The sequence below is a fragment of the Bacillus sp. FSL M8-0071 genome (genome assembly GCF_037975455.1).
Lineage (GTDB): Bacteria > Bacillota > Bacilli > Bacillales > Bacillaceae > Bacillus > Bacillus subtilis.
The window spans coordinates 3,810,713-3,832,606 of record NZ_CP150256.1; the positions used below are offsets into that span (position 1 = coordinate 3,810,713).

At 44.5% G+C, this 21,894-nt stretch carries 22 protein-coding genes; 5 read left to right on the top strand and 17 right to left on the bottom strand.

Going from position 1 to position 21,894, the window contains the following annotated elements:
- Positions 1-8: 8 nt before the first annotated feature.
- From MKX71_RS19670 to rodA, 3 genes are all read right to left on the bottom strand, one after another.
- A complete protein-coding gene (locus tag MKX71_RS19670; RefSeq protein ID WP_116315726.1) occupies positions 9-1,010 on the bottom strand; it encodes an LLM class flavin-dependent oxidoreductase in 1,002 nt (333 codons plus the stop codon).
- 173 nt (positions 1,011-1,183) lie between these two features.
- Positions 1,184-1,933, bottom strand: coding sequence for an oxygen-insensitive NADPH nitroreductase (gene nfsA, locus MKX71_RS19675; protein ID WP_017696211.1), 750 nt, complete (start codon positions 1,931-1,933; stop codon positions 1,184-1,186).
- 105 nt (positions 1,934-2,038) lie between these two features.
- Positions 2,039-3,220 (bottom strand): cell shape-determining peptidoglycan glycosyltransferase RodA, encoded by a 1,182-nt coding sequence (rodA, locus tag MKX71_RS19680; protein ID WP_003227413.1) that lies wholly within the window; start codon positions 3,218-3,220, stop codon positions 2,039-2,041.
- Positions 3,221-3,715: 495 nt separating this feature from the next.
- Between rodA and ywcE the strand changes: the two genes are divergently transcribed.
- Positions 3,716-3,979 carry a spore morphogenesis/germination protein YwcE gene (gene ywcE / locus MKX71_RS19685; RefSeq protein ID WP_003227411.1) on the top strand — a complete coding sequence of 88 codons (264 nt, stop codon included), beginning with the start codon at positions 3,716-3,718 and terminating at the stop codon, positions 3,977-3,979.
- A 41-nt stretch (positions 3,980-4,020) separates the two neighbouring features.
- Here the strand turns inward: ywcE and qoxD are convergent, their stop codons facing one another.
- From qoxD to qoxA, 4 genes are read right to left on the bottom strand one after another with little or no spacing between them, the layout of a single operon-like run.
- Positions 4,021-4,395, bottom strand: coding sequence for a cytochrome aa3 quinol oxidase subunit IV (gene qoxD / locus MKX71_RS19690; RefSeq protein ID WP_003227410.1), 375 nt, complete (start codon positions 4,393-4,395; stop codon positions 4,021-4,023).
- 1 nt (position 4,396) lies between these two features.
- The gene (gene qoxC / locus MKX71_RS19695) at positions 4,397-5,011 is read right to left on the bottom strand and encodes a cytochrome aa3 quinol oxidase subunit III (RefSeq protein WP_003227409.1); all 615 of its coding nucleotides are present in this window, start codon (positions 5,009-5,011) and stop codon (positions 4,397-4,399) included.
- Positions 5,012-5,024: 13 nt separating this feature from the next.
- On the bottom strand, positions 5,025-6,974 hold the full coding sequence (qoxB, locus tag MKX71_RS19700; RefSeq protein ID WP_003227407.1) for a cytochrome aa3 quinol oxidase subunit I: 1,950 nt from the start codon (positions 6,972-6,974) through the stop codon (positions 5,025-5,027).
- 27 nt (positions 6,975-7,001) lie between these two features.
- Positions 7,002-7,967: a cytochrome aa3 quinol oxidase subunit II gene (gene qoxA / locus MKX71_RS19705; RefSeq protein ID WP_339232057.1), complete on the bottom strand. Its 966-nt coding sequence runs from the start codon at positions 7,965-7,967 to the stop codon at positions 7,002-7,004.
- Positions 7,968-8,482: 515 nt separating this feature from the next.
- On the opposite strand from qoxA, the gene MKX71_RS19710 reads away from it, so the two are divergent.
- The gene (locus MKX71_RS19710) at positions 8,483-8,728 is read left to right on the top strand and encodes a GlsB/YeaQ/YmgE family stress response membrane protein (RefSeq protein ID WP_009968363.1); all 246 of its coding nucleotides are present in this window, start codon (positions 8,483-8,485) and stop codon (positions 8,726-8,728) included.
- Positions 8,729-8,798: 70 nt separating this feature from the next.
- Here the strand turns inward: MKX71_RS19710 and galT are convergent, their stop codons facing one another.
- The 4 genes from galT to slrC all read right to left on the bottom strand — a co-directional run bounded on the left by galT (position 8,799) and on the right by slrC (position 12,669).
- Positions 8,799-10,340, bottom strand: a complete 1,542-nt coding sequence (galT, locus tag MKX71_RS19715; RefSeq protein ID WP_339231526.1) for a UDP-glucose--hexose-1-phosphate uridylyltransferase — start codon at positions 10,338-10,340, stop codon at positions 8,799-8,801.
- Between the two features lie 3 nt (positions 10,341-10,343).
- Complete coding sequence (locus MKX71_RS19720) at positions 10,344-11,516, bottom strand: galactokinase (protein ID WP_029318660.1); 1,173 nt, start codon at positions 11,514-11,516, stop codon at positions 10,344-10,346.
- An 80-nt stretch (positions 11,517-11,596) separates the two neighbouring features.
- On the bottom strand, positions 11,597-11,980 hold the full coding sequence (locus MKX71_RS19725) for a GtrA family protein (protein ID WP_003227398.1): 384 nt from the start codon (positions 11,978-11,980) through the stop codon (positions 11,597-11,599).
- 17 nt (positions 11,981-11,997) lie between these two features.
- Positions 11,998-12,669: a transcriptional regulator SlrC gene (slrC, locus tag MKX71_RS19730; protein ID WP_014478350.1), complete on the bottom strand. Its 672-nt coding sequence runs from the start codon at positions 12,667-12,669 to the stop codon at positions 11,998-12,000.
- Positions 12,670-13,023: 354 nt separating this feature from the next.
- On the opposite strand from slrC, the gene slrA reads away from it, so the two are divergent.
- The 3 genes from slrA (at position 13,024) to MKX71_RS19745 (ending at position 15,471) form a co-directional block, all read left to right on the top strand.
- Positions 13,024-13,182 carry a transcriptional regulator SlrA gene (gene slrA / locus MKX71_RS19735; protein WP_003243648.1) on the top strand — a complete coding sequence of 53 codons (159 nt, stop codon included), beginning with the start codon at positions 13,024-13,026 and terminating at the stop codon, positions 13,180-13,182.
- A gap of 442 nt (positions 13,183-13,624) precedes the next feature.
- The gene (locus MKX71_RS19740) at positions 13,625-13,933 is read left to right on the top strand and encodes a DUF485 domain-containing protein (protein ID WP_339231527.1); all 309 of its coding nucleotides are present in this window, start codon (positions 13,625-13,627) and stop codon (positions 13,931-13,933) included.
- Entirely contained in the window at positions 13,930-15,471 is a 1,542-nt protein-coding gene (locus MKX71_RS19745) for a cation acetate symporter (RefSeq protein WP_339231529.1), read from the top strand. Before MKX71_RS19740 ends, MKX71_RS19745 begins: the two co-directional genes overlap by 4 nt.
- A gap of 12 nt (positions 15,472-15,483) precedes the next feature.
- Here MKX71_RS19745 and MKX71_RS19750 read toward each other — a convergent pair whose 3' ends face one another.
- The 6 genes from MKX71_RS19750 to thiM form a co-directional block, all read right to left on the bottom strand.
- The gene (locus MKX71_RS19750; protein ID WP_029318659.1) at positions 15,484-16,104 is read right to left on the bottom strand and encodes a DsbA family protein; all 621 of its coding nucleotides are present in this window, start codon (positions 16,102-16,104) and stop codon (positions 15,484-15,486) included.
- Between the two features lie 281 nt (positions 16,105-16,385).
- Positions 16,386-17,636 (bottom strand): iron uptake transporter deferrochelatase/peroxidase subunit, encoded by a 1,251-nt coding sequence (gene efeB, locus MKX71_RS19755; protein WP_029318658.1) that lies wholly within the window; start codon positions 17,634-17,636, stop codon positions 16,386-16,388.
- A gap of 18 nt (positions 17,637-17,654) precedes the next feature.
- On the bottom strand, positions 17,655-18,812 hold the full coding sequence (gene efeM, locus MKX71_RS19760) for an iron uptake system lipoprotein EfeM (RefSeq protein WP_032722722.1): 1,158 nt from the start codon (positions 18,810-18,812) through the stop codon (positions 17,655-17,657).
- Positions 18,809-20,254, bottom strand: a complete 1,446-nt coding sequence (gene efeU / locus MKX71_RS19765) for a ferrous ion permease EfeU (RefSeq protein ID WP_029318656.1) — start codon at positions 20,252-20,254, stop codon at positions 18,809-18,811. The genes efeM and efeU overlap by 4 nt, the downstream gene beginning before the upstream one ends.
- A gap of 156 nt (positions 20,255-20,410) precedes the next feature.
- A complete protein-coding gene (thiE, locus tag MKX71_RS19770; protein WP_029318655.1) occupies positions 20,411-21,079 on the bottom strand; it encodes a thiamine phosphate synthase in 669 nt (222 codons plus the stop codon).
- Positions 21,076-21,894, bottom strand: a complete 819-nt coding sequence (thiM, locus tag MKX71_RS19775) for a hydroxyethylthiazole kinase (RefSeq protein WP_015250932.1) — start codon at positions 21,892-21,894, stop codon at positions 21,076-21,078. Before thiM ends, thiE begins: the two co-directional genes overlap by 4 nt.

Genomic DNA, 21,894 nt, shown 5'->3' on the forward strand with positions numbered 1-21,894 from the left:
TTTAAAGATCAGTCAGCAAACGCCTCCTGCAATAATCGATACGATCGGAGCTTATCTTCAAAATGATGCGTGATGGTCACCACCATGATTTCCTCTGTTTCATACGCTTTACTCAAAGCTAGCAGCCGCTCCTTAACCTGTTCTTTCGTACCGACAATCATTCGATTTCGATTATCAGCAATTCGTCTCTGTTCATAAGGAGAATACGTATTTTTCCGAACAGCTTCATACGGAGGAACTCCCTCTAAAGGAATACCCTGCTCTCCCGCCAAAAGTGTAAAATCAAGCACAGCCCCAAGCTCCTCTGCTTTCTCCTCCGTGTCAGCACAAAGAACAAAAACAGCAACTGCCGCTCGAGGCGTATCTCCTAACACAGATGGTTTGAATCGCCTCTTATACTGTCTGACAGTACCCTCTCCGCCCTCTCCATTGATAAAATGGGCAAACATATAGCCAGCGCCAGATTCAGCTGCGAGCAGCGCGCTTTCTCCAGATGAGCCGAGCAGCCACACATCCGGAGCCGTTGAAATATGCGGCGCAGCGGTCAGATTCGGAAAACGGTGTTTGTCATCCGTCAAATCATGCAAATACATGGTCAGCTCCTTAATTTGCTGCGGATACTGATCAGCATTGCGCTTACCGCCGTCATTCAGCGCCCATGATGCAATCGGCATTCCCCCCGGTGCTCTGCCAAGCCCCAGGTCAATTCTTCCTGGTGTCAGCCCCTCCAGAACACGAAAGTTTTCAGCTACTTTATAAGCACTGTAATGCGGCAGCATGACTCCTCCTGATCCAACACGGATTCGCTTTGTTTTCGCTGCTATATGACTGATTAGCACCTCAGGACTGGACCCTGCTAGACGTTTTGAAAAGTGATGCTCAGAAACCCAAAATCTCTTATATCCAAGGTCCTCAGCAGCTTGGGCAAGCGCAACGGTTTGCTGTAAGGCCGTTTCTGCATTGCTGCCCTCTGATACTGGAGATTGATCTAATATACTTAATGAAACCATCCCTACCACCTCATCCTCATCGTATCACTGATCCCCTATTTTTTCTCCAAAGCCGCTCACACTGCTTATCAGTGTCCCCTATCATTCGCCATTTATTTGTGAAAGCCTGTCCCTATTTGTCGGAATATGTTACACGTGAAACATAAAAACCCCTCCAGACGGAGAGGTTTGCTTTAGTTTTTATTAAAGCCCTTTTCTTTCACGTAGTCATTTAAATACGTACGCGGCTTTTGCTTCATAAAGTTCAGTATTTGATCGGACCACGTTTCTTCCCGCTGCCCGTTTGTTCTTTCTCTATAGTAATCAGAAATGGTTTTGTCATACGTATTCATAGTATGACGGAAATCGTCTGTGTTCACATTATACGTATTCTCATGATAAACGGCCTGCTTTGGCAATCTCGGTTTTTTGCCGGAAAGGTTCGCAGGATGGCCTACTGCCAGTCCGAAAAGCGGGAGCACATGGTCAGGCGTTTGCAGCACCTCTGTCACCTTGTCCAGTTCATTCCGAATGCCGCCGATATAGCAAATGCCAAGCCCCATGGATTCAGCGGCTATGCTCATATTTTGCGCTGCCAGCGCCGCATCAATTAAGCTAACCATAAACATTTCTGTATTCTCGAGCAGCTCAGAAATATGTTCACCTTTTTCCTCAGCCAGTTTTTGATGGCGGTACAAATCCGCACAAAATACAAAAAAGTGTCCGTTCTTCTCAACGTAAGGCTGATTCCCAGCAAGCACGGACAGCTCACGTTTTTTCTCAGGATCAGAAACTCCGATAATCGAATATGCCTGCACATAGCTGGATGTAGACGCAGCCTGCGCACTTTTCACTAATGTATCAATTTCTTCAGCTGTCAAAAGCTGATCAGTAAAAGACCGGATTGACCGATGATTCAAAATGGTTTCGATTGTGTTATTCATCACAAAAACCTCCTTATCACTTTTTATCATATCCGAAAAAAAGTGATCTCAAAAGCGAAATGCTCTGCACAAAAAAAGACAGCCTCTGTAAAGGCTGTCTGCATATTAAGAATTAAAAAGATAACTTCTGTATTTCGTCAGCTGCACACTTGCATTATATACAATTCCAAATCCGATTAACGTGGAAAGTGTCGAGCTTCCCCCATAGCTGACAAACAGCAGCGGAATCCCGGTAACAGGCATAATGCCGATGTTCATTCCGATATTCTGGAATGTGTGGATCACAATTAACGCCGTATAGCCAACGCAAAAGAAAGAAGCGAAACGGTTAAACGGATGTATTTTGTCTATCAGAACGACAAGCCTGTAGATTAAAAAGAAGAACATGATGACAACAATTGCACAGCCTATAAAGCCAAATGACTCACCTATTATAGAAAAGATAAAGTCAGTCGTACTCTCTGGAACATAAACCTTCAAATTAGAAATACCATTACCTAAAATACCACCAGATCCTATTGCCATGATGGCCTGGTCAACTTGCCAGCTGTCATTTGAATCTTCCTGTGTCTCATTTGAAGCAGACACCCAAGAAGTGACCCGCTTAATTTGATAATCCTGTATTCCAACTGATTTAGCAACGTCAGGAAAGTTTATCATTACTAATAAAATTAATGAAATGAGTAAGATACCTGAACCAGCTATGATCGCAATTAATTTCCAATTTATACCTGACATAAAAACCATTACAAGAACGATAAACATACATATTCCCGCAGTCCCAGCATCCTGCATCAAGATAAGACCTACAGGAATAACTGCGACACCCGCAATCTTTAATAACAAGTGGATATCATCCCTAAGCGTCCGAACTCCTTTAGGATTAGCTTTTCCAATAACTGAAGCAAGCATCATAATCAAACCAACCTTCATAAACTCTGACGGCTGTATTGTTATTCTACCGATCCTAAACCAACTTTTTGCCCCTTTAATAACAGGTGCAATAGACTCGGGACTGATTTTAAGAATAATCAAAGATAAAATACCAATGATAAAAATATATAAACTTAACTTTTCAAGCTGTTCTAAATCAAAGTACAAAAGAACTGTAATGGCAACAGCCCCCAAAAGATAAAACACAATTTGCTGAATCCAATCCGTGTTCCCATACTGCCCAAACTGACCGGCAGCATAAATTGATACTACGCTTATAATAAAAAACACACCAAATATAAAAATCAAATCCCCCTGATAAAAGGGGCTTTGCTGTTTCTTATATCGACTCATTCTATCCCGCCTTACATTTTCATCGGAAAATCACTAATGTTTATTATACATGAACCACGTTCAAGATGACACGTGAAGCTCGCTTCCTTTTATGTTTTTTCAGCATTTGCGGCACTTTTTCAGCTACACGAAATATGACGTATCATAAACCGAAATGTTTCGATTGACACAAAACTTTTCAAATGAAAAAAACGCCATACCAAAAGAATTTGTTAAAAAACGAATGCGATAATGTGTTATGTTCCCAAATAATGTGATACCTCATAAGAAACAGCTAAAAATTCAGAGCCCCATGCCCATACATTCTCCTAGCACATTAAACGAAAAAAATAAGACGATAGATCCAGTCCATTTCTGCAAAAACACGTATCAATTTCTGGAAAACATGGTATAATAATTGTAACAGAATGTTCAAAAAACAATCACAAAACAGACACAACTCAGTTCCTCTATTTCATTTTTGTAAACGTTATCACAAAATGAAAGGAGACGGGTATGATGGACATGTTTTTTGCTTACTTACTGGTTGCCAGCGCAACGCCTCTCTTTATTTGGCTTGATAACAAAAAAGTCGCACTCTCAGCTATTCCGCCAATCATTTTAATGTGGGTATTCTTCTTCTTTTACGCAACAGAAAGCCTTTCTCCACTTGGACACACTCTCATGATTATCTTGTTTGCCGTTAACGTCATTGTCGCTCATATCGCCGCATTTATCATTTACGGCCTTCCGTATCTTCGCAGAAAGCGAAGCAGCTGAAGACAGCAAAAAACCCTCTTCCAATGAAGAGGGTTTTTGTATTATTCGTTATGGCCTGAATGCTCTGAGTGTTCAGCGCCTCCAGGAGGATTTCCGTCCATATGGTCACCATGGTGATAGTGAGCCGCGAAAATCCAGATGGATCCAAGTACGATAACGATCGCGCCAAAGAATCCGAACAGCGTGTTTCCGACTTGGATCGTGCCGTTTTCGCTCTCTGTCATATGCATGAACATGAGAAGCTGCAGCGCCGCCTGAATGAAGGCGAAGCCGAAGATTATCCAAAGTTTTGCTGATGAGCTCAGGTCAGTATACACTGCAACCCATAGAGCCAGCAGGGTCAAAACGATAGACAGGATAAAACCTACAATGTGTTTCCATGGAAAGTGACTGTGTTCAGCAGATTTGTTTGCCATTTTACAGACCCCCCAATCCCATGAGATAGACACCTGTAAAGATGAAAATCCATACAACATCTAAGAAGTGCCAGTACAAGCTTGAGATAAAGATTTTAGATGAAGTTTGCGGGGTTAAGCCGCGTTTCTTCAACTGAATCAGAATTCCTGTGATCCAGAAAATCCCGATTGTTACGTGAGTTCCGTGAGTTCCAAGTAAAACAAAGAATCCAGACCAGAACGCACTTGTACTGAGAGCCGCTCCTTCATGTACATAGTGAACAAACTCGTTGATCTCGCATCCGACGAAGCCGGCCCCGAGAAGAAGAGTGATAATTGTCCAAATGACTACGCCTTTTAAACTTCCGCGGCGCATTTCATGAACAGCGATCCCGCAGGTAAAGCTGCTGATCAGCAGCAAGAACGTCATAATCATTACCAGATTGACTTCAAATAGTTCGTCTGGCAAGACACCTCCAGCTGTTCTGTTTTTAAGAACGAAGAAGGTTGCAAATAGTGTTGAGAACAACACAATTTCTGCCCCTAAAAAGATCCAAAACCCGAGAATATTAAGTCTGCCGGTTTCAGATTGATATTCCATAGGCGCGTTAGAATTGCCGTGTTCTGCATGTTCCATAACTCACGCCTCCTTATTCGGAAATCTTTCTTTCCGTCTCTTTTATTTCATCAACACTAATGTAGTAGCCGTTGTCGTATTCGAATGAACGCAGAACCATGCAGAGCAGGACTCCGATCAATCCGACTACGCCCATCCAGTACCATTCAAAGACAAGTCCAAAGCCTGCAAGACCGAAGGCAACAGACATAAAGAACGGTCTGCCTGAGTTGCTTGGCATATGGATTTTCTTGAATTTACTTTCAGGGTATAATTCAGTTTTTTCTTCTTTCATATGCAGGAATGCATCTTGAGATTTGACTTCAGGAAGCACCGCAAAGTTGTAATGCGGCGGAATCGCAGAAGAAGTCGCCCAATCAAGCGTACGTCCCACACCCCATGAATCTCCGCTGATTTCACGAGTAGAGTAACGGAAGCTGTAGTAGATGTTATAGCAAAGGATTAAGAATCCTACACCCATCATGAAAGCTCCGACTGTTGAGATAAAGTTCAATGTTGTCCAGCCGTCATTCGGTCCGTATGTGTAAATACGGCGAGGCATGCCTTGAAGCCCCAAGAAATATTGCGGGAAGAAACAAATATTGAACCCGATCATAAAGATCCAGAAGAACCATTTTCCGATTCTTTCGTTCAGCTTGTGGCCGAACATTTTTGGATACCAGAAAATAAATCCGGCGAAACAAGCAAATACAGTACCCGCGATCAGCACATAGTGGAAGTGAGATACAAGGAAGTACGTATTATGGTATTGATAATCCGCTGCTGCCATCGCAAGCATAACCCCTGTAACCCCGCCGATAACGAAGTTAGGAATGAACGCAAGCGCCCACAGCATAGGTGTTGTAAAGCTGATTCGGCCTTTATACATTGTAAAGAGCCAGTTAAAGATTTTAACCCCGGTTGGGATTGAGATTGCCATTGTCGTAATTGAGAAGAATGAGTTAACGGACGCACTGTTCCCCATTGTGAAGAAGTGGTGAGTCCAAACTAAGAAACTCAATACAGAGATGGCGATAATAGAACCAACCATCGCTTTGTAACCAAACAATTGTTTTCTTGCAAAGCTTGAGATGATTTCTGAGAAAATACCAAACGCCGGAAGAATAACGATATATACTTCAGGATGTCCCCAAATCCAGAACAAGTTAGCCCAAAGCATCGGCATACCGCCTGCTTCCAATGTGAAAAAGTGAGCGCCGAACAAACGATCAAATGATAAAAGTGCTAATGCTACTGTAAGTACAGGGAACGCAAACACGATAATAACCATTGTGATCAGTGTTGTCCATGTGAACATTGGCATACGCATTAAAGTCATGCCTTTTGTTCTCATTTTTAAGATTGTTACCATAAAGTTGATCCCTGTCATCAGGGTACCGATACCGGCAATCTGAAGTCCGAGGAGGTAGTAGTTCTCACCCGGCCCAGGGCTCATGTCGTTACTTGCAAGCGGCATATAACTCGTCCAGCCTGCGTTCGGAGAACCTCCGATAACGAAAGAAATATTGAAAAGCATCGCCCCTACAAAGAACGTCCAGAAGCTCAGGTTGTTCAAGTAAGGGAACGCAACGTCGCGGGCACCGATTTGAAGAGGCACAACAACGTTGATAAGACCGATTAAGAACGGCATCGCCATGAAGATGATCATGATTGTACCGTGAGTTGTAAAAATTTCATTATAGTGGTTTGAGTCTAAAAAACTGTTATTCGGAAGCGCTAGCTGGGCACGCATCATCAGACCGTCGACACCGCCGCGGAATAACATAATTACAGCAGATATAATATACATGATTCCGAGTTTTTTATGGTCAACAGTAGTTATCCATTCAGACCACAGCCATTTCCACTTTTTGAAGTAAGTCAGAACAAAAATAATGGCAATGGTTGAAAGCGCAATGGAAACTTGTGCGCCCAGAATTAATGGGTCACCAGTTACGAAAAATTCGTCCCATTTGAATTTCATGCAGGCTTCCTCCTTTCCTGATCAATATCATTCTTCTGTATCATCAGACTTCTTAAATTCGTTTTTCTTTACGTTTTCAAACGGATCTGTTTTAGAGTGCGGTGAAACGGCTTGATAGCCAAGGCGTTTGCGCGCCTCCATCGCGTACTCAGCGTCTTGTCCGTGATCAACGTATTTCAAGTGAGTAGAAGAGAACGTTAATTCGTCCACATTTTCAGGAAGCATCAATTCATCATACTTCTCTTTTGTCAGCTTAGGAGCCTCGTTCTGAGTCTTTTTCACCCAGCTGTTAAAGTCTTTTTCTGTGACTGCATTCACATCAAACTCTTGGTCTGCAAAATGTTCACCTGTGAAGTTCGCGTTGCGGCCTTCGTAAGTACCCACTTTGTCAGCCTGTAAGTATTGATCCATCAGCATTCCTGCCATCGCATATTTTTGCCCTCCAAGCTGAGGAATCCATAGCGAAGCCATTGAATCTGCAGATGAGATTTTGAACAAGATCGGGCGGTCGACAGGAATGTTTAAGTAGTTGACCGTTTCAATATCCTGTTCAGGGTAGCTGAATACCCATTTCCAGTCTACCGAAGTAGCATAAACAACAAGAGGCTCTTTATCTTTTGTTGCTTCAGGAGCTTTTTCTAACGAATATATCGTCTGTACTGTTGGCACAGAAAGTGCAATGACGATTAAAATTGGGATCACTGTCCAGACTACTTCTAAAAACGTGTTACCGTGAATTTCTGGGTTATAAGATCCATTATCTTTGCCTTTACGGTCGCGGTATTTTACTAAAATAATGGTAAATAGAACAAAGACGACCCCGACGATAAACAGCATAAATCCGATAGATAACAGGATTAAATCACTTTGCTGTTCAGCTACAGGTCCTTTCGGATCTAGTACTGAAGCATTGCTGCATCCCTCAAGGACGAAAACCACAGTTAACAGCGCTAATACAAGCAACGGTTTTAATGCTCTGAACAAGAAGATCACCATCCTTCCTATTGATGTAATAAATCTGAAGTGCATACTTCCTCAAAATCTTTTCTCTACTTTGTTATGCTATCAAAAACTTCACTTATTAGCTTTATTTTTTTATAAACTTCATCCCATTTTCGCTTAAATGTCATAAAATCGACAAAAATTGCTCCAACTTTATTCACATCTATCGCTTAAGATGAAAAGTTTCTAGTTATTTCCGCATATAAAGTAAAGAAAGATGATGAAGAACTAATTCTGACAAATTAAGGTTTACCACAATAAAAAACTTAGGTCAATCAAAAATTTCATTTTGTTAAACTTTCTAGATAGGAATTATTTTTTCCTTGTCTAGCATCTTTTCACACGGTTACCATTTTAACGCATCAAATATTGAAAGAAAAGGCGCAATGAAGAGCCAATATGCTCTGAATTGTCCGTATTTTTTTATGAGAGCATCCAGTTGTTTATCTTATACAAAAAAGAGGAATGATATAAGCAAATAAATAAAAAATAGGATGTGTTGCATGATGAGTTTTCTTATTTCACTTATCGTCGCTATTATTATCGGATGGCTTGGAAGCCTGTTTGTAAAAGGAGATATGCCCGGAGGAATTATCGGGTCTATGATCGCAGGTCTTATTGGCGCCTGGATCGGACACGGGCTGCTTGGAACATGGGGGCCGCACCTAGCCGGATTTGCCATTATTCCAGCGGTAATCGGCGCAGCCATTGTTGTCTTTCTAGTAAGCCTGTTAACCAGAAAAAGAGGATAAAAGCAGCAGCACCCGAAGCGTCAGCGCTTTGGGTGTTTGTTTTGTCATAAAAATCGAAAAAGCCTCAACCCTAGCGGTTGAGGCTTTTGACTGGTTTGACGCCCAACTGGTCGATAAACCTTCTGAAGGCCTGTTTTCCTTCTGTTGTCTGTTTAAACACACCGGCGTGTTCAAGAATGCGAGCGAATACATGTCCCAGCTCTTCTTTTATGACTAGATCTGCATTCTCTTTTGTTATGGTTCTTTTTTCCATCATCCGAAGAGCCCATTCACTATGCTTTGCCGTGAGCGGATTTTGTTCTAAGGCTGTTTTCGGATCAGCAGAACATAGCGCCGCTGCCGTTTCTTTCATTTCCTTCTGTAAGCGGCCCGGCAATATCGCCAATCCCATGACCTCAATCAGGCCGATATTTTCTTTTTTAATATGGTGGACTTCTTGATGAGGATGAAATATTCCTAATGGATGCTCCTCATCCGTCCGGTTGTTCCTCAGTACGATATCGAGTTCGTACAATTCTCCCCTGCGCCGCGCAATCGGTGTGACCGTATTATGGGGCGTATCGCCTGTATAGGCGGCAATGCCGGCTTTTTCATCGGAATACGTCTGCCACGTGCGGAAGATATGGTCAGCAGCTTCGGCGACATGACCCGGTTCGTCTCCTTGGAGCCTGAGCACAGACATCGGCCACTTCACTAAGCCCAGCGACACGCCGGGATAATCATTTAATTCATAAACGTCTTCCGCTTCTGCACGTGCCATTGGAAAATCATGCGCGCCGCCTTGGAAATGATCATGGCTTAGGATGCTGCCGCCGACAATCGGCAGATCCGCGTTTGAACCGATAAAATAATGCGGATATTGGCCAAGAAATGACAGCAGCCTTTCAAATGTTTTTTTGCTGATCTCCATCGGTTCATGTTCACCTTTTAAGACAATGCAGTGCTCCGGATAATAGACATATGGCGAGAATTGCAGGAACCATTGTTCGTCCTCAAGGATGACCGGAATGATTCTGTGATTTTGCCGGGCTGGATGATTCACGCTTCCCTCGAAGCCGACATTTTCTTTACACAGCAAACACATCGGATAATTTGTCTGTTCCTGCTCTCTTGCAGCCGCAATCGCTTTCGGGTCCTTTTCAGGCTTTGATAGGTTAATGGTCATTTCCAGCTCGCCATATTCGGTCGGCACCGTCCAATGAACATTTTTGGCGATTCTGTCAGTCCGTATATAATAGACATCCTCTGAATATTGATAGAATTCCTTTGTCGCCTGTTTTGGGCCGTATAATGCTTTTGTCTCTTCAAATTTGCGAATGACCTCTGACGGGGCAGGTACAAAACAGCCCATCAGCTTTGCGCTGAGCAGGTCACGGTACGTATCTGTATCCGCTTCCATTCGGCCGGTTTCGGCAGCCCATTTATAGATGGGAGCTAGCAAGTCCGGCAGGCTTTGTGACTGCTTGATGCTGGTGCTGGAGTTCGGCTCGGGATGTGTGATGCCCAGCGCTTCATAAAGACGGTTTCTCGTATATTCCCGATCCCAGATCGAAATCAATTTTCGTTCCAGGCCATACTCTAGCAACTGTTCCAGATGTTCAAAAATACTCATATGTCACTCCCCCTTTAGTTCTCTCGCTCCCTCTCCGATATCCGCGACATAAAAATCCGCTCGGAGCCCTGTTTTTGCTTGATATCTGTCTCCAACCTTCTGAATAAAATCATCAACGAACTCATCTTTTACAATGCTGATGGTGCATCCGCCAAAGCCTGCTCCCGTCATTCTTGATCCAATTACACCTTCGTGATCCCATGCCGCAAACACAAGCTCATCAAGTTCAGGGCATGTTACTTCATAGTCATCCTTCAATGAAAGGTGGGATTCCTTCATTAACTGCCCGATTTCATCTATATTGTTCTCTTTGAACATATGGGCCGTCTTAATAGCACGATGATTTTCGTATACAGCGTGCTTTGCCCGGCGTCTGTTCGTTTCATTTTGGATCAGGCTGGAATGCGCATCGAAATCAGAAGGCTTGATGTCGCCCAGTGCGGCAATATCGAGGCCTTTTTTCAAATCAAGCAATGCATCATTGCATTCTTGGCGTCTCGTATTATAGCTTGAGTCAGCCAATGTCCTTTTTTTGTTCGTGTTCGCGATGACCAGCGCGAGGCCTGAGACATTGAGTTTGCTATATTCATAGTCAAGCGTGTCGCAGTTCAGCAGCATCGCATGATGTTTTTTCCCCATTCCAATTGCAAATTGGTCCATAATTCCGCAATTGACGCCGATAAAATGGTTTTCCGCATGCTGCGCCATTTTCACAAGCTCAAGCGCATCTACTTCAGGATGAAAATAGCTTCGGAGCACGACCCCCATCAGCAGTTCAATAGAAGCGGAAGACGACAGCCCCGCCCCGTTTGGAATATTCCCTGAAAATACAATGTCAAAGCCATGGGGAACTGCATATCCCCTCTGTTGAAATTCATAAATCACGCCTTTTGGGTAGTTCGCCCAGTCGTCTTCTTTTTGATAGCGAATGTCGTCAAGGCTGCATTCCTTGATGCCTGCGTTTCTAAAGTTATCTGAATACATCCGGACAAGCCCGTCGTTTCTTTCTGCAACAGCAGCATATGTACCCATTGTCAGCGCGCACGGAAATACATGCCCGCCGTTATAGTCTGTATGTTCTCCAATCAGATTCACTCTTCCAGGTGCGAAAAAAAACCGTAACCCCTCTTTTTCTCCGAATACACTTGCAAATATCCCCTTTAGCTCTTCCCGCATGTGCAATCACCTTTCTGGTTTTTATTTTTTATTCCCCTTATTTCTTCATAGAAAACGGCAGATCATATGCTGCAGTCCTCTCATACCCCTTCTTCTTTTGTTTTTTTAAAGACGAGCCATTTGCTCGCAACATAGTTGACGACAACAATGACCGCGTTGTCGAGTATTTTGGCCAAGGTTTCATTTGTATTGAACTGGCCGACAAGAATGATCATCATGCCTAAATCTATGCCGAGAGACAGGACCCGAACGCTGAAAAAAGCAGTGAGCTCTTTCAGCAGGCTCTGCAGATCATGTGTTTTTTGCTGAAACACATATAATTTATTTGTTATGTAAGCAAACAGCACGGACAAAATCCAAGCGGCAACAGTGGCGGCTTTGTAATCCACATTCATGATCTCTACCAATATATAAAAGCTGGCGATATTCACAATGGTTGTGAAAACCCCCATAATGATATACATAATTATTTCTCTATACTTCACTGATGTTCCTCGCTTTCCGAAAAACTTTTCAAAATTCTTGGCGTCTCGTGCTCTCTGTCTAAAGTAAAAAATACCGAGAGTGCGTCTAAAAAGCTGCGGAAGGTGGCTGGCTGGCCCAATACATATGATTGTTTGATGATTCCGTCGAGGACTGCACATATTATTTTAGCCGTATATTCAGGATCAATACAGGCGTCAATCAGCTTTCTCTCCTTCAGCCACTTAATATATAACACATTTTCTTCCACCCACAATTCGTACAGCCGGACATAGGCCTTGCATTTCTTTAAGACTTTATATGTCGGCATGTTCATGGCAAACGAGGTGATGTCCCACGACGGCTTATTTATGTAATAGGAATAAAGCAGTTCTGCAGCGTGTTTTGCAGCCTCGTCCAATGTCAGCGATTTCACTGACTCCCGCTCCATTTGATCAAGATACCCTATAATGATCTTTTTTTTCATCTGACGTTTTTCGAGAAGGTACAGCAGAAAATCGTCCTTGCTGACAAAATGAACATAAAATGCTCCTTTGCTGTACCCGGCGGCTCTGCTGATATCTTCTACAGAAACCGGATCATACGCTCGGTCAATCAACAAATTCACGCCAGCGTCTATAAAACTTTCAAATGTTGCTTCTCTTTTAATTTGAAATTTGTTTTTTTTCATATTTTTCTCCTGGCGGTAATGATTACCCTTATCTTACACCGGATCAATCTTTAGCGGTATTTATTTCTTTGAACGGTTATGCTATTCGGTTTCCCAGGGGTCATTTTTAATAGGCTAAATGATTTATTTTCATTTACATACTATCCAGTCAGTATTTAATTGTTTATTATTATAAATAAGGTCCATTGGTTATATTAGTCATTTTTTTAGGGAATAGGTAGGTGGTTTTTCCTTCAGTTTGTGAACACCGAGCAACTATGTGTGAAATTTGTTGTACTCGCCTCATCATCGCGCTGGCTTGTCTTTTATTGCCCGCATGTTGCAGGAAAACATTTTATACAATTGGAGGTTACTATGAAAACTCATGTTAAAAAAGATTTGGACAAAGGTTGGCATATGTTAATTCAAGAAGCTAGATCCATTGGATTAGGCATTCATGATGTGAGGCAGTTTTTAGAATCTGAGACAGCATCGAGAAAGAAAAACCACAAAAAAACCGTCCGGCAAGACTAGTCCGAACAGGCGGATCTATTTACCTCTGGCTTTTCTATCACCTGATCTGAGTTTTCACCATATCCTCTATTCAAAAGCAAATCGCTGCGCTGAGCTTGAGGACAAACGGTGTGTCAGCTAACTACGACAGACAGCCGGTGATGCGATCACCTCTTGGCACATGCATTGTCATAAAGAGGTGATGCGAACATGATAACCGTGCTCTGGTAAACAGCAGCTTTGCTGAGAACAAGCTGCATTCGGTGAGGTTTTGAAAGCAAACTCGTTTATACACGGCCGAGCTTGAAAACCTTCGCCTGTCTTTAGACCACTGTGTTCACCTCTTCACGACCTCCTTCTTTTTTCATCCTCCAGATATTGTTCAACGCATAAATCGGACTTTCAGTACATACCTATTGGTGTACCTTTTTGCTTACGTTTAGCGAATAAAAGGAGGAAAGCCATGTACAAAGCTGATTATAAACAGATTGCTGCAACGCCGTCTTTTCAAGCTTTTTTAAAGCAGAAACGCGCTTTTATTGTTCCTTCTGCGATTTTCTTTTTTGTCTTTTATTTTTCACTCCCTGTTTTGACATCTTATTTCACCTTTTTGAATGCACCGGCCATTGGAGCTGTTTCATGGGCTTGGCTGTTCGCCATCGCCCAATTCGCTATGACCTGGATACTGAGTACTGTGTGTTCCCGGAGAGCCGCTCATTTCGATCGGTATGTAAGCGCTTTAAAAGAGGATCTGAAGGGTGAACAGACATGAATATGACTGCTTTTTTATTGTTTTTGGCAATTGTTGGCCTGACGCTTATTATCACGTATTTTGCCGCGAAGCGGACGAAAACGACGAGTGAGTTTTATACGGCGGGCGGCGGGCTCACCGGCGTTCAGAATGGACTGGCAATTGCCGGTGACTACATGTCTGCCGCCTCGTTTCTCGGGATTGCCGGAATGATTGCGTTATATGGATTTGATGGCTTCTTTTACAGCATCGGTTTTCTGGTGGCTTATCTCGTTGTCTTGTACATCGTGGCGGAGCCGCTTCGGAATCTTGGAAAGTACACGATAGCAGACATGATTGCCGCTCGCTTTAAAGAAAAGAAAATCCGCGGTGTCGCGGCTCTCAATACCATTGCCATCTCTACTTTTTATATGATCGCCCAGCTCGTGGGGGCGGGCGCGCTGATCAAACTGCTTCTAGGGCTGGATTATACCGCGGCTGTCCTCATCGTCGGAGTGCTGATGACCATTTATGTCGTGTTTGGCGGCATGATCGCGACAAGCTGGGTTCAAATTATTAAAGCCGTTTTGCTGATGGCCGGCACACTCGTGATTTCGATTATCGTGTTTTCGAAATTCGGCTTTAGCCTCAATACCATGTTTGAACAGATGAAAACGGCTACTCCGCTTGGCGCTGATTTTTTGAACCCCGGAAATAAATATAAGGTGCCGCTTGAGACCTTGTCGTTAAACTTGGCACTCGTGCTGGGAACCGCCGGGCTTCCGCATATATTGATCCGGTTTTATACCGTTAAGGATGCCAAGACGGCCCGTACATCCGTTGTGTCAGCGACATGGATTATCGGTGTGTTTTACATTATGACGGTATTTCTCGGCTTTGGTGCCGCGGCATTTGTCGGTTTTGACGCGATTACAGCGGCTGATCAAGCGGGAAATATGGCGGCTCCGCTTTTAGCAAAAGCACTCGGAGGAGACTTTCTGTTCGCGTTTGTATCAGCCATCGCCTTTGCCACCATTTTGGCTGTCGTGACAGGGTTGGTGCTGTCTGCCGCCTCAGCATTTGCCCATGATATTTACAGCCAGATCATCAGAAAGGGAGAAGCAACTGAAAAAGAACAGATGAAAGCGGCCAGATGGGCTTCTGTCGCCGTGTCAGTGCTCTCGATTCTCCTTGCGATTTTTGCACAATCCTTAAATGTGGCGTTCCTTGTTGCACTCGCGTTTGCGGTAGCCGCCAGCGCAAACCTTCCGCTGATTGTGTTTACAGTCTTCTGGAAACGATTCAATGCCTCAGGCGCTTTATGGGGCAGCCTGACAGGCCTGATCAGCGCGCTTGTGCTGGTGTCGATGAGCCCTAGTGTGTGGGACCCGGCCGGAGGTGCTATTTTTACCGGTGATCCGCTCATTCCGCTGTCTAATCCAGGGATTATTTCTATCCCGCTCGGCTTTCTCGGCGCGTGGCTCGGAACGGTGCTGTCGTCTGATAAAACAATTGATGAAGATACGTTTGCGGAAATACAGGTGAAGGCGCATACTGGCGTCCATATGGAACAGGAATAAAAAAAGCTCTCTTTATCGAGAGCTTTTTCCTTGTCTTTTCTTCTGTTCTTCAGAAATCGCTTTTTCAAATACATCCTTGCCGGCAGCACCTGGAATTACAGTGTCGCCAATAATAAAGGTTGGAACGGCTGTGATGTCAGCCTCTTCATAAGCGTGCTTCAAGGCTTGGCGCTGCACGTCCTGATATGTTCTTGTTTCCAGTGCTGATTTGAATGCTGCACCGTCTAATCCCACTTCCTCGGCGAGCTTCGTCAAGATGTCAATGTCGCCGATATTTTGGCCCTCCTGGAAAAACGCCTGAAAGACACGGGTGTTGTATTCATGTCCTTTATTGTATTTCTTCGCAAAATGGAAGCCTTCAAACGCGAGGTCTGTATACGGATGGGGCGAGACGTTTGGAAAATTGATCTCGACTCCTAATTTCTCCGCCATTGGCTGAATTGATGTCTGCCACATGTACTGTTTGGAAGGATCATTGACCGGATCAAGCTGAGGAGATGGGCTTGGGCGCAGTTCAAACGGCATCCACTCGACATCAACATCCTTTCCTTTTATCGCTTCTTCAAAAGCGGCTTTTCCAACGAAACAAAATGGGCAGACGTAATCTGAATAAACTTTAATGTGTACTGTCATGATAATCTCCTTTCGTATAAATTGATTTTAAACTGTAACAATTAAAGTTACAACTGTTTTTTTAAAAAAGAAGCCGATAAGGCTTCTTTCAGATTGTTGACAAAATCCTAAAAAGTTTTAGGATTTTGTCATCCTTTCAGCGTGATTGAAAACCCTTGAAGTCTAGGAAAGCCGAGCATTGGAGCGGAGCGAATGCTCTAATTCGTGAGCACCAACGCACAGGCTTGACAACGAATGCGAGGGTTTGTCGACACGCTGAAAGAAGCCTGTAAAGGCTTCTTTTATGATTCCAGCAAACGCTGGGCAATATATTCTCCTTTTTTGCAGCCGCCTGGGCATGCATATAAAGCAGAACCGATTGTTTGTGTATATTCGTTTAACGCATCCTTTGCTGAAAGAGCCTTCAGCATCGGGATAAACTGATTGTCGGGATTTTTTTGAAAACTGATAAACAGGAGACCTGCATCCATATAGCCGGTTTTCGGATCAAGTCCTTCTGTGTAAGAGAAAGCTCTTCGCAAAATTTGTTTTCCCGTAGATTTCGCTAGACTGACGTGTGAATTAGACGGAATTTGATTCAGCTTCACGGGATCTGTTTCCTTTTTCTGTCCGAAAGGCGCCCCTGAGCTTTTTCTGCGGCCGAAGGTATCCTCTTGGTCCTTGAGGGAAGAGCGGTCCCATATCTCAAGGAACATTTTGATTTTCCGGAAAGCCATATAGGTGCCGCCCGTCATCCAGTCAGGCTCACCGGACTGAACCCACACGATCGAGTTCATCAAGCTGTCATCCTCCGTGCTCTGGTTGCCTGTTCCATCTTTAAACCCGAAGAGATTGCGCGGTGTTTCGCCATTTTTTCCTCCGCTTAAAAAGCCTTTGTTCACAAAGCGGACCTCACAAGTGCCGACCGCTTGATTTAGCAGGTTACGCAGCGCGTGAAACGCCACTTGCTCGTCGTCTGCACATACTTGAATGCAGATGTCCCCGCCTCCCTGCTTTTCATCCAGGTTGTCATTGGGCATCGCTGGAAGAGCGGCTAGGTGCTTCGGCTTTTTGCTTTTCAGCCCGAAGCGGTCCTTTCCATCTTTTTCAAAAAAGCTAGGCCCAAATCCGAATGTGACCGTTAAGTTGGAAGGGGATAAATCAGCAGACTCACCTGTATCCTGCGGCGGCAGATATTGATTTCTCTGCTCCGCTGACATTTTCTTGCCAGATGTCAGCATCTGTGTGAGACTTGTCCAGTTTCTAAATAACGTAATGATGTCGCTTTTGTCTTTTGCTGTTACATCCAGGGCAGCAAAATAGACATACGTCTGATGGGCAGTTGTGATTCCGGCCTGATGCTTTCCGTAAAACGGAACAATCTGCTCCTCCTCTTTTTCATCCTTTTTCGATGGCTTAGCCGCAGTCTGAACAAGCGGAGCGAGACCGCCGAGACCGCTGGCACCGATCGCAACGGCTGCCCCCGCCATCGCTCCCCATTTTAAAATGTCCCGTCTGTGAATTTGTTCTGGCTTTTTTTGTTCATCGCTCATGATGTTACAAAACTCCTTTTATAGCACATTCGCAATCTTCGACATGGTTTCAGAAAGAGTCGTCAGCTTTGTGCTCAGCTCTCTGATTTGCTTTTCACTTAATTTATCATAAGACGTATAGGACTGATCACTTGTTTTGTATTTTGCCATTAAAACTTCAAATTCGCTGAACTCCGTATCCAGTTTTTCCGTCAAGTCGGAGTGATCTTTTACAAGCGCGCTTTTCACTGTTTGATAAACGGCTTCGGAGCCTTCCACATTTGCCATAAGGTCAACTAAATCAATCCGTGAGTAGCGCTCTTCTTCTCCCGTGATTTTCGAAATTCCGGCTTCGTTCAGAAGCTCCATCGCGCCTGCAACAATTTGTTCAGGGGTTAATTTCAGTGATTGAATTGAACCGTCAAGCTCTTTTACATCTTTGAGAAGCTGGTCAGCTGTTGCCTTTTCCCCGGAAATATCTTGATCCTTCCAAATGGCCTTCTCAAGCTTGTGGAAGCCTGTCCATTTGTCTCCTTCTTCAACATCGTTTTCTCGTGCGTCAATTTTCGGATCAAGATCTCCGAGGCTTTCAGCGATCGGTTCGATTCGCTCGTAGTAAACACGCGCTTTCGCATATAACGTTTTGGACTTTTCGATATCGCCGGATTTCACAGCACTCGTAAATGCTTCAGTCGCTTTGACAAGCTGGTCACTCTGCTCTTTGACATAGCCTTTATACTCATCCGCTGCTTTTGCCAGCTGATCGCTAGCCTTTTTGCCACTCTTCTTCGCTTCTGTCAGGTCTTCTAAGGATGCTTTCAATGACTCGGATTCTGTCTTGATTTTTGCTGCATCCGGTTTGTCTTTTTGCGCTTCTGTGTAGATTGGCTGAAGATGCTTTTCGATTTCTGTATATTCGAATGGATAGTCGCTGCGAATATCGTTTTCAAAGGAAAGCCAGTAGCTGTTTAACTCTTTCCCCTTCTTTTCAATCTCTTTTTGGTCTCCTTTTTCCGCTGAGTCATTCAGCTTAGAAATGATGGTTTCCATTTTATTTACGGATGCGGTGATTTCTTTAGTGACCCCGCTTTTTTCAGATGAAGCTTTTTCTTTGGTTGAAGATGTGTCATTGGCTCCGCAGCCTGCGCACAGCGCAAGGATGCATCCGGCTGATACAGCGATTTTTGTGAAATTCATTTTGTCAGTTCCTTTCCGTTTGTAAAATGTTTTGCCGCTTCTGAAACAAGCGCAATCAGTAAAAAGAGGAAAATCAACATTTGCGGAATCGTGCTGTACACAGACGGATAAATTCCTAGCACCGATACAGACGGCAGCCAGCTTTCTGCATCAGACGGAAGAATGCCCGCCAGTTGAAGGCTGTGAACGCCGGTTCCGAGAAATTTCACGCACATATACAGGACAACCGCCATTGATAGAAGAAAAAACGGCTTCAATGGAATGCGCATTCCGAGCTTGATCATCAGAACACCGACGATGACGAGAACGATAAGCCCTGCGGCAGTTCCGCCGATCAGTTCAGTGAGCGGGAGCTTCCCGACAAGCCCGATGAAAAAGATGACCGTTTCGAGACCTTCTCTTACAACTGCCAGAAATGCAATGAGCGCAAAGGAAAGCAGGCTTCGTTTTTTTAGTGCCTGTGACTTCTGGATATTGATTTTTTCTCTCCATTTATCCATTGAGGCGTTTCTGTGCAGCCACACCCCGACATACAAAAGCATGACAGCAGACAGTACGCCGGTAACGCCGCCAAGCAAGAAATTGTTTTCTCCGAATACACTGGAGGAGAACAGAACCGTGACACCGATGCCGGCTGCTAAGGAAACAGCCATGCCGGCGGACGCCCCGCCCCAGATCCATGTCGAGGAACGCGTAACCCGCGCTTTTTTTGTCATGGTTAATAGCGCTCCGATGACAAGGAGGGCCTCCATTCCTTCACGAATCGGGATCAGCGCCGCATCCCACCAGCTGTAGCTGCTTGAAGCGATCGGCTCGAGCAATTGAATCATTTCGTCAATTTGCTTTGATACCTTTTCAGGATGGCTGCCGATCTCCGCCTTCATCAGCGCCAGATTTTCCTCCGATGTCGTATAGGCTTCTTTCGATTGGGAAACGACGTCCCCCTCAACAGCGAGCCAGGATGTAACTAAATTGTCGATTGCGGATGACGCTTCATCCAATTGCTTTTTTTCTATGAACTGTTTTGTGTCTTTCAAGCTTTGTATATAGGCTGTTAAGGACGCCCTTGATTGACCTGAGGATGTCTTTTTCAGCACGACAGCCTGCTGATAGGTTTCTAAATGAGACGCAAGCTCTTCAAGCTGTGTTTTGAGCTTGCCTGCGTCTTGATTGATAAAAGAAAGAGAAATCATCGCGATATTCGCGTCCATTTCACTGTGAGAAGAAAGGTTTTCTTTCTTAATAGAAGGTTCTTCTTTTTTCCACTTCGCTTTGAAGGTTTCAAACGTTTGTTGTGCCGAATCCATATCCCCGTCTTTTACGGATTTGATCATTTGCTTGTTTAATTGAATTAATGCGGCGATCGGATCATCTTCCGCATGTGCCGCAGAACCGAAAACCATCAACAAGCTGAATAGAATAAGTGCCAGCCCCCGAGCCATCATGTTCCTCCTATAATTGAAAATGATTATCATTGTATAACATAATCATAGCCAGTTCCTGTCCTTTGTCAATTAAAATTTGAAGGTCTGAAAACCTTGATGGAAAGCAAAAAAGCTGTCCTTTTACAGAACAGCCTTTTGAAGGAAGATGAACGATTATCTTTTTGTTTTATATGTTTGAATTTCCTCACGAAACTTGCGTGCAGCACTCTCAGGATCTTCCGCCTGACTGATGGCGCTGATCATACTGACGCCATCGGCCCCCGCTTGGATAACAGGTGCGGCATTTTCTATTGTGATGCCGCCGATGCCGACAATTGGAATGCTGATGCCTTGGCGGCGCACTGCTTCGATAAGTGATACACCCTGTACCGCTCTCGTATCCTTTTTCGTTTCAGTCGGATAGATCGGCCCAAGCCCGACATAATCGGCTCCGTCTTCTTCAGCTTGCTTCACCTCAGACATCGTATGGGCAGAAACGCCGAGAATCATATCACCTATGGCAGCTCTTACCTCTTTCGCATTTGCGTCTTCCTGGCCGATGTGGATACCATCAGCTTTCAGCTTCAGAGCCATTTCCACATCATCATTGACAATGAACGGAATACCAGCTTCACGGCAAGCTGCCTGCGCTTTTTCAGCAAATTTAATCCGAGCCTCTCCTGTCAGCGCATCCCCGCCTTTTTCACGGAACTGGTACAGGGTGGCACCGCCTTTTAACGCTTTTTGTACAACTGTAACAGGATCGGCTTTCGTATTGTTTGACCCCATAATGAAGTATACAGATAATAACTCTTTCATCATTTCCCGAGAAATACGAGTCATGAGACAGTCACCCTTTCTATAGCCGCCCATTCTTGGACGTCTTGTTCAGTAACAGTTGAAAGCTTGTTCAGCAATTCAATCTGAAAGCTTCCAGGGCCTTTGTCAGCCGTCTGCTGTGCGGCAAGCTGAGCGGCGACCCCATACGAGGAAATGGCCGCAATAGCAGCAAACAATGGATTTTCTTCCACAGCGCAAAACGCACCGACGACTGAAGTCAGCAGGCAACCGGCGCCTGTCACTTTTGTCAGCAGCTTGTGGCCGTTATGAAGGGTGTATACATGTGACGTGTCGGCTATGACATCAACTTCACCAGTTATCGCAATGACCGTGTTTAGCTTTTGTGCCGCCTGCTGAGCCAGCCGGATGATGTCGCCTCCGCCTTCACCCGCATCAACACCTTTGATCAGCCAATCGGTCACGCCGACGGTATGGGCAATTTCCGCCGCATTTCCTCTGATTGCAGCAAGGCGCACCTCACGAATGATGTCACGTGCCGATTCAGTGCGGAACGGTGTTGCTCCGGCACCGACAGGATCAAGAATGACGGGAACGCCATGTTCATTAGCTGATTTTCCCGCGATGATCATCGCTTCGACTGACTCCTTGCTCAGTGTTCCGATATTTAAAACGAGTGCACCCGCAATTTTCGCCATATCGGCGACCTCTTCTTTTGCGTACGCCATAACGGGCGATGCGCCGAGCGCGAGCAGGCCGTTTGCTGTGAAATTCGTTACGACATTGTTGGTTATGCTATGCACCAGTGGGCTATGCCGGCGGACAGCCGTAAGACATTTTGCTGCTGATTGTGCATCCAT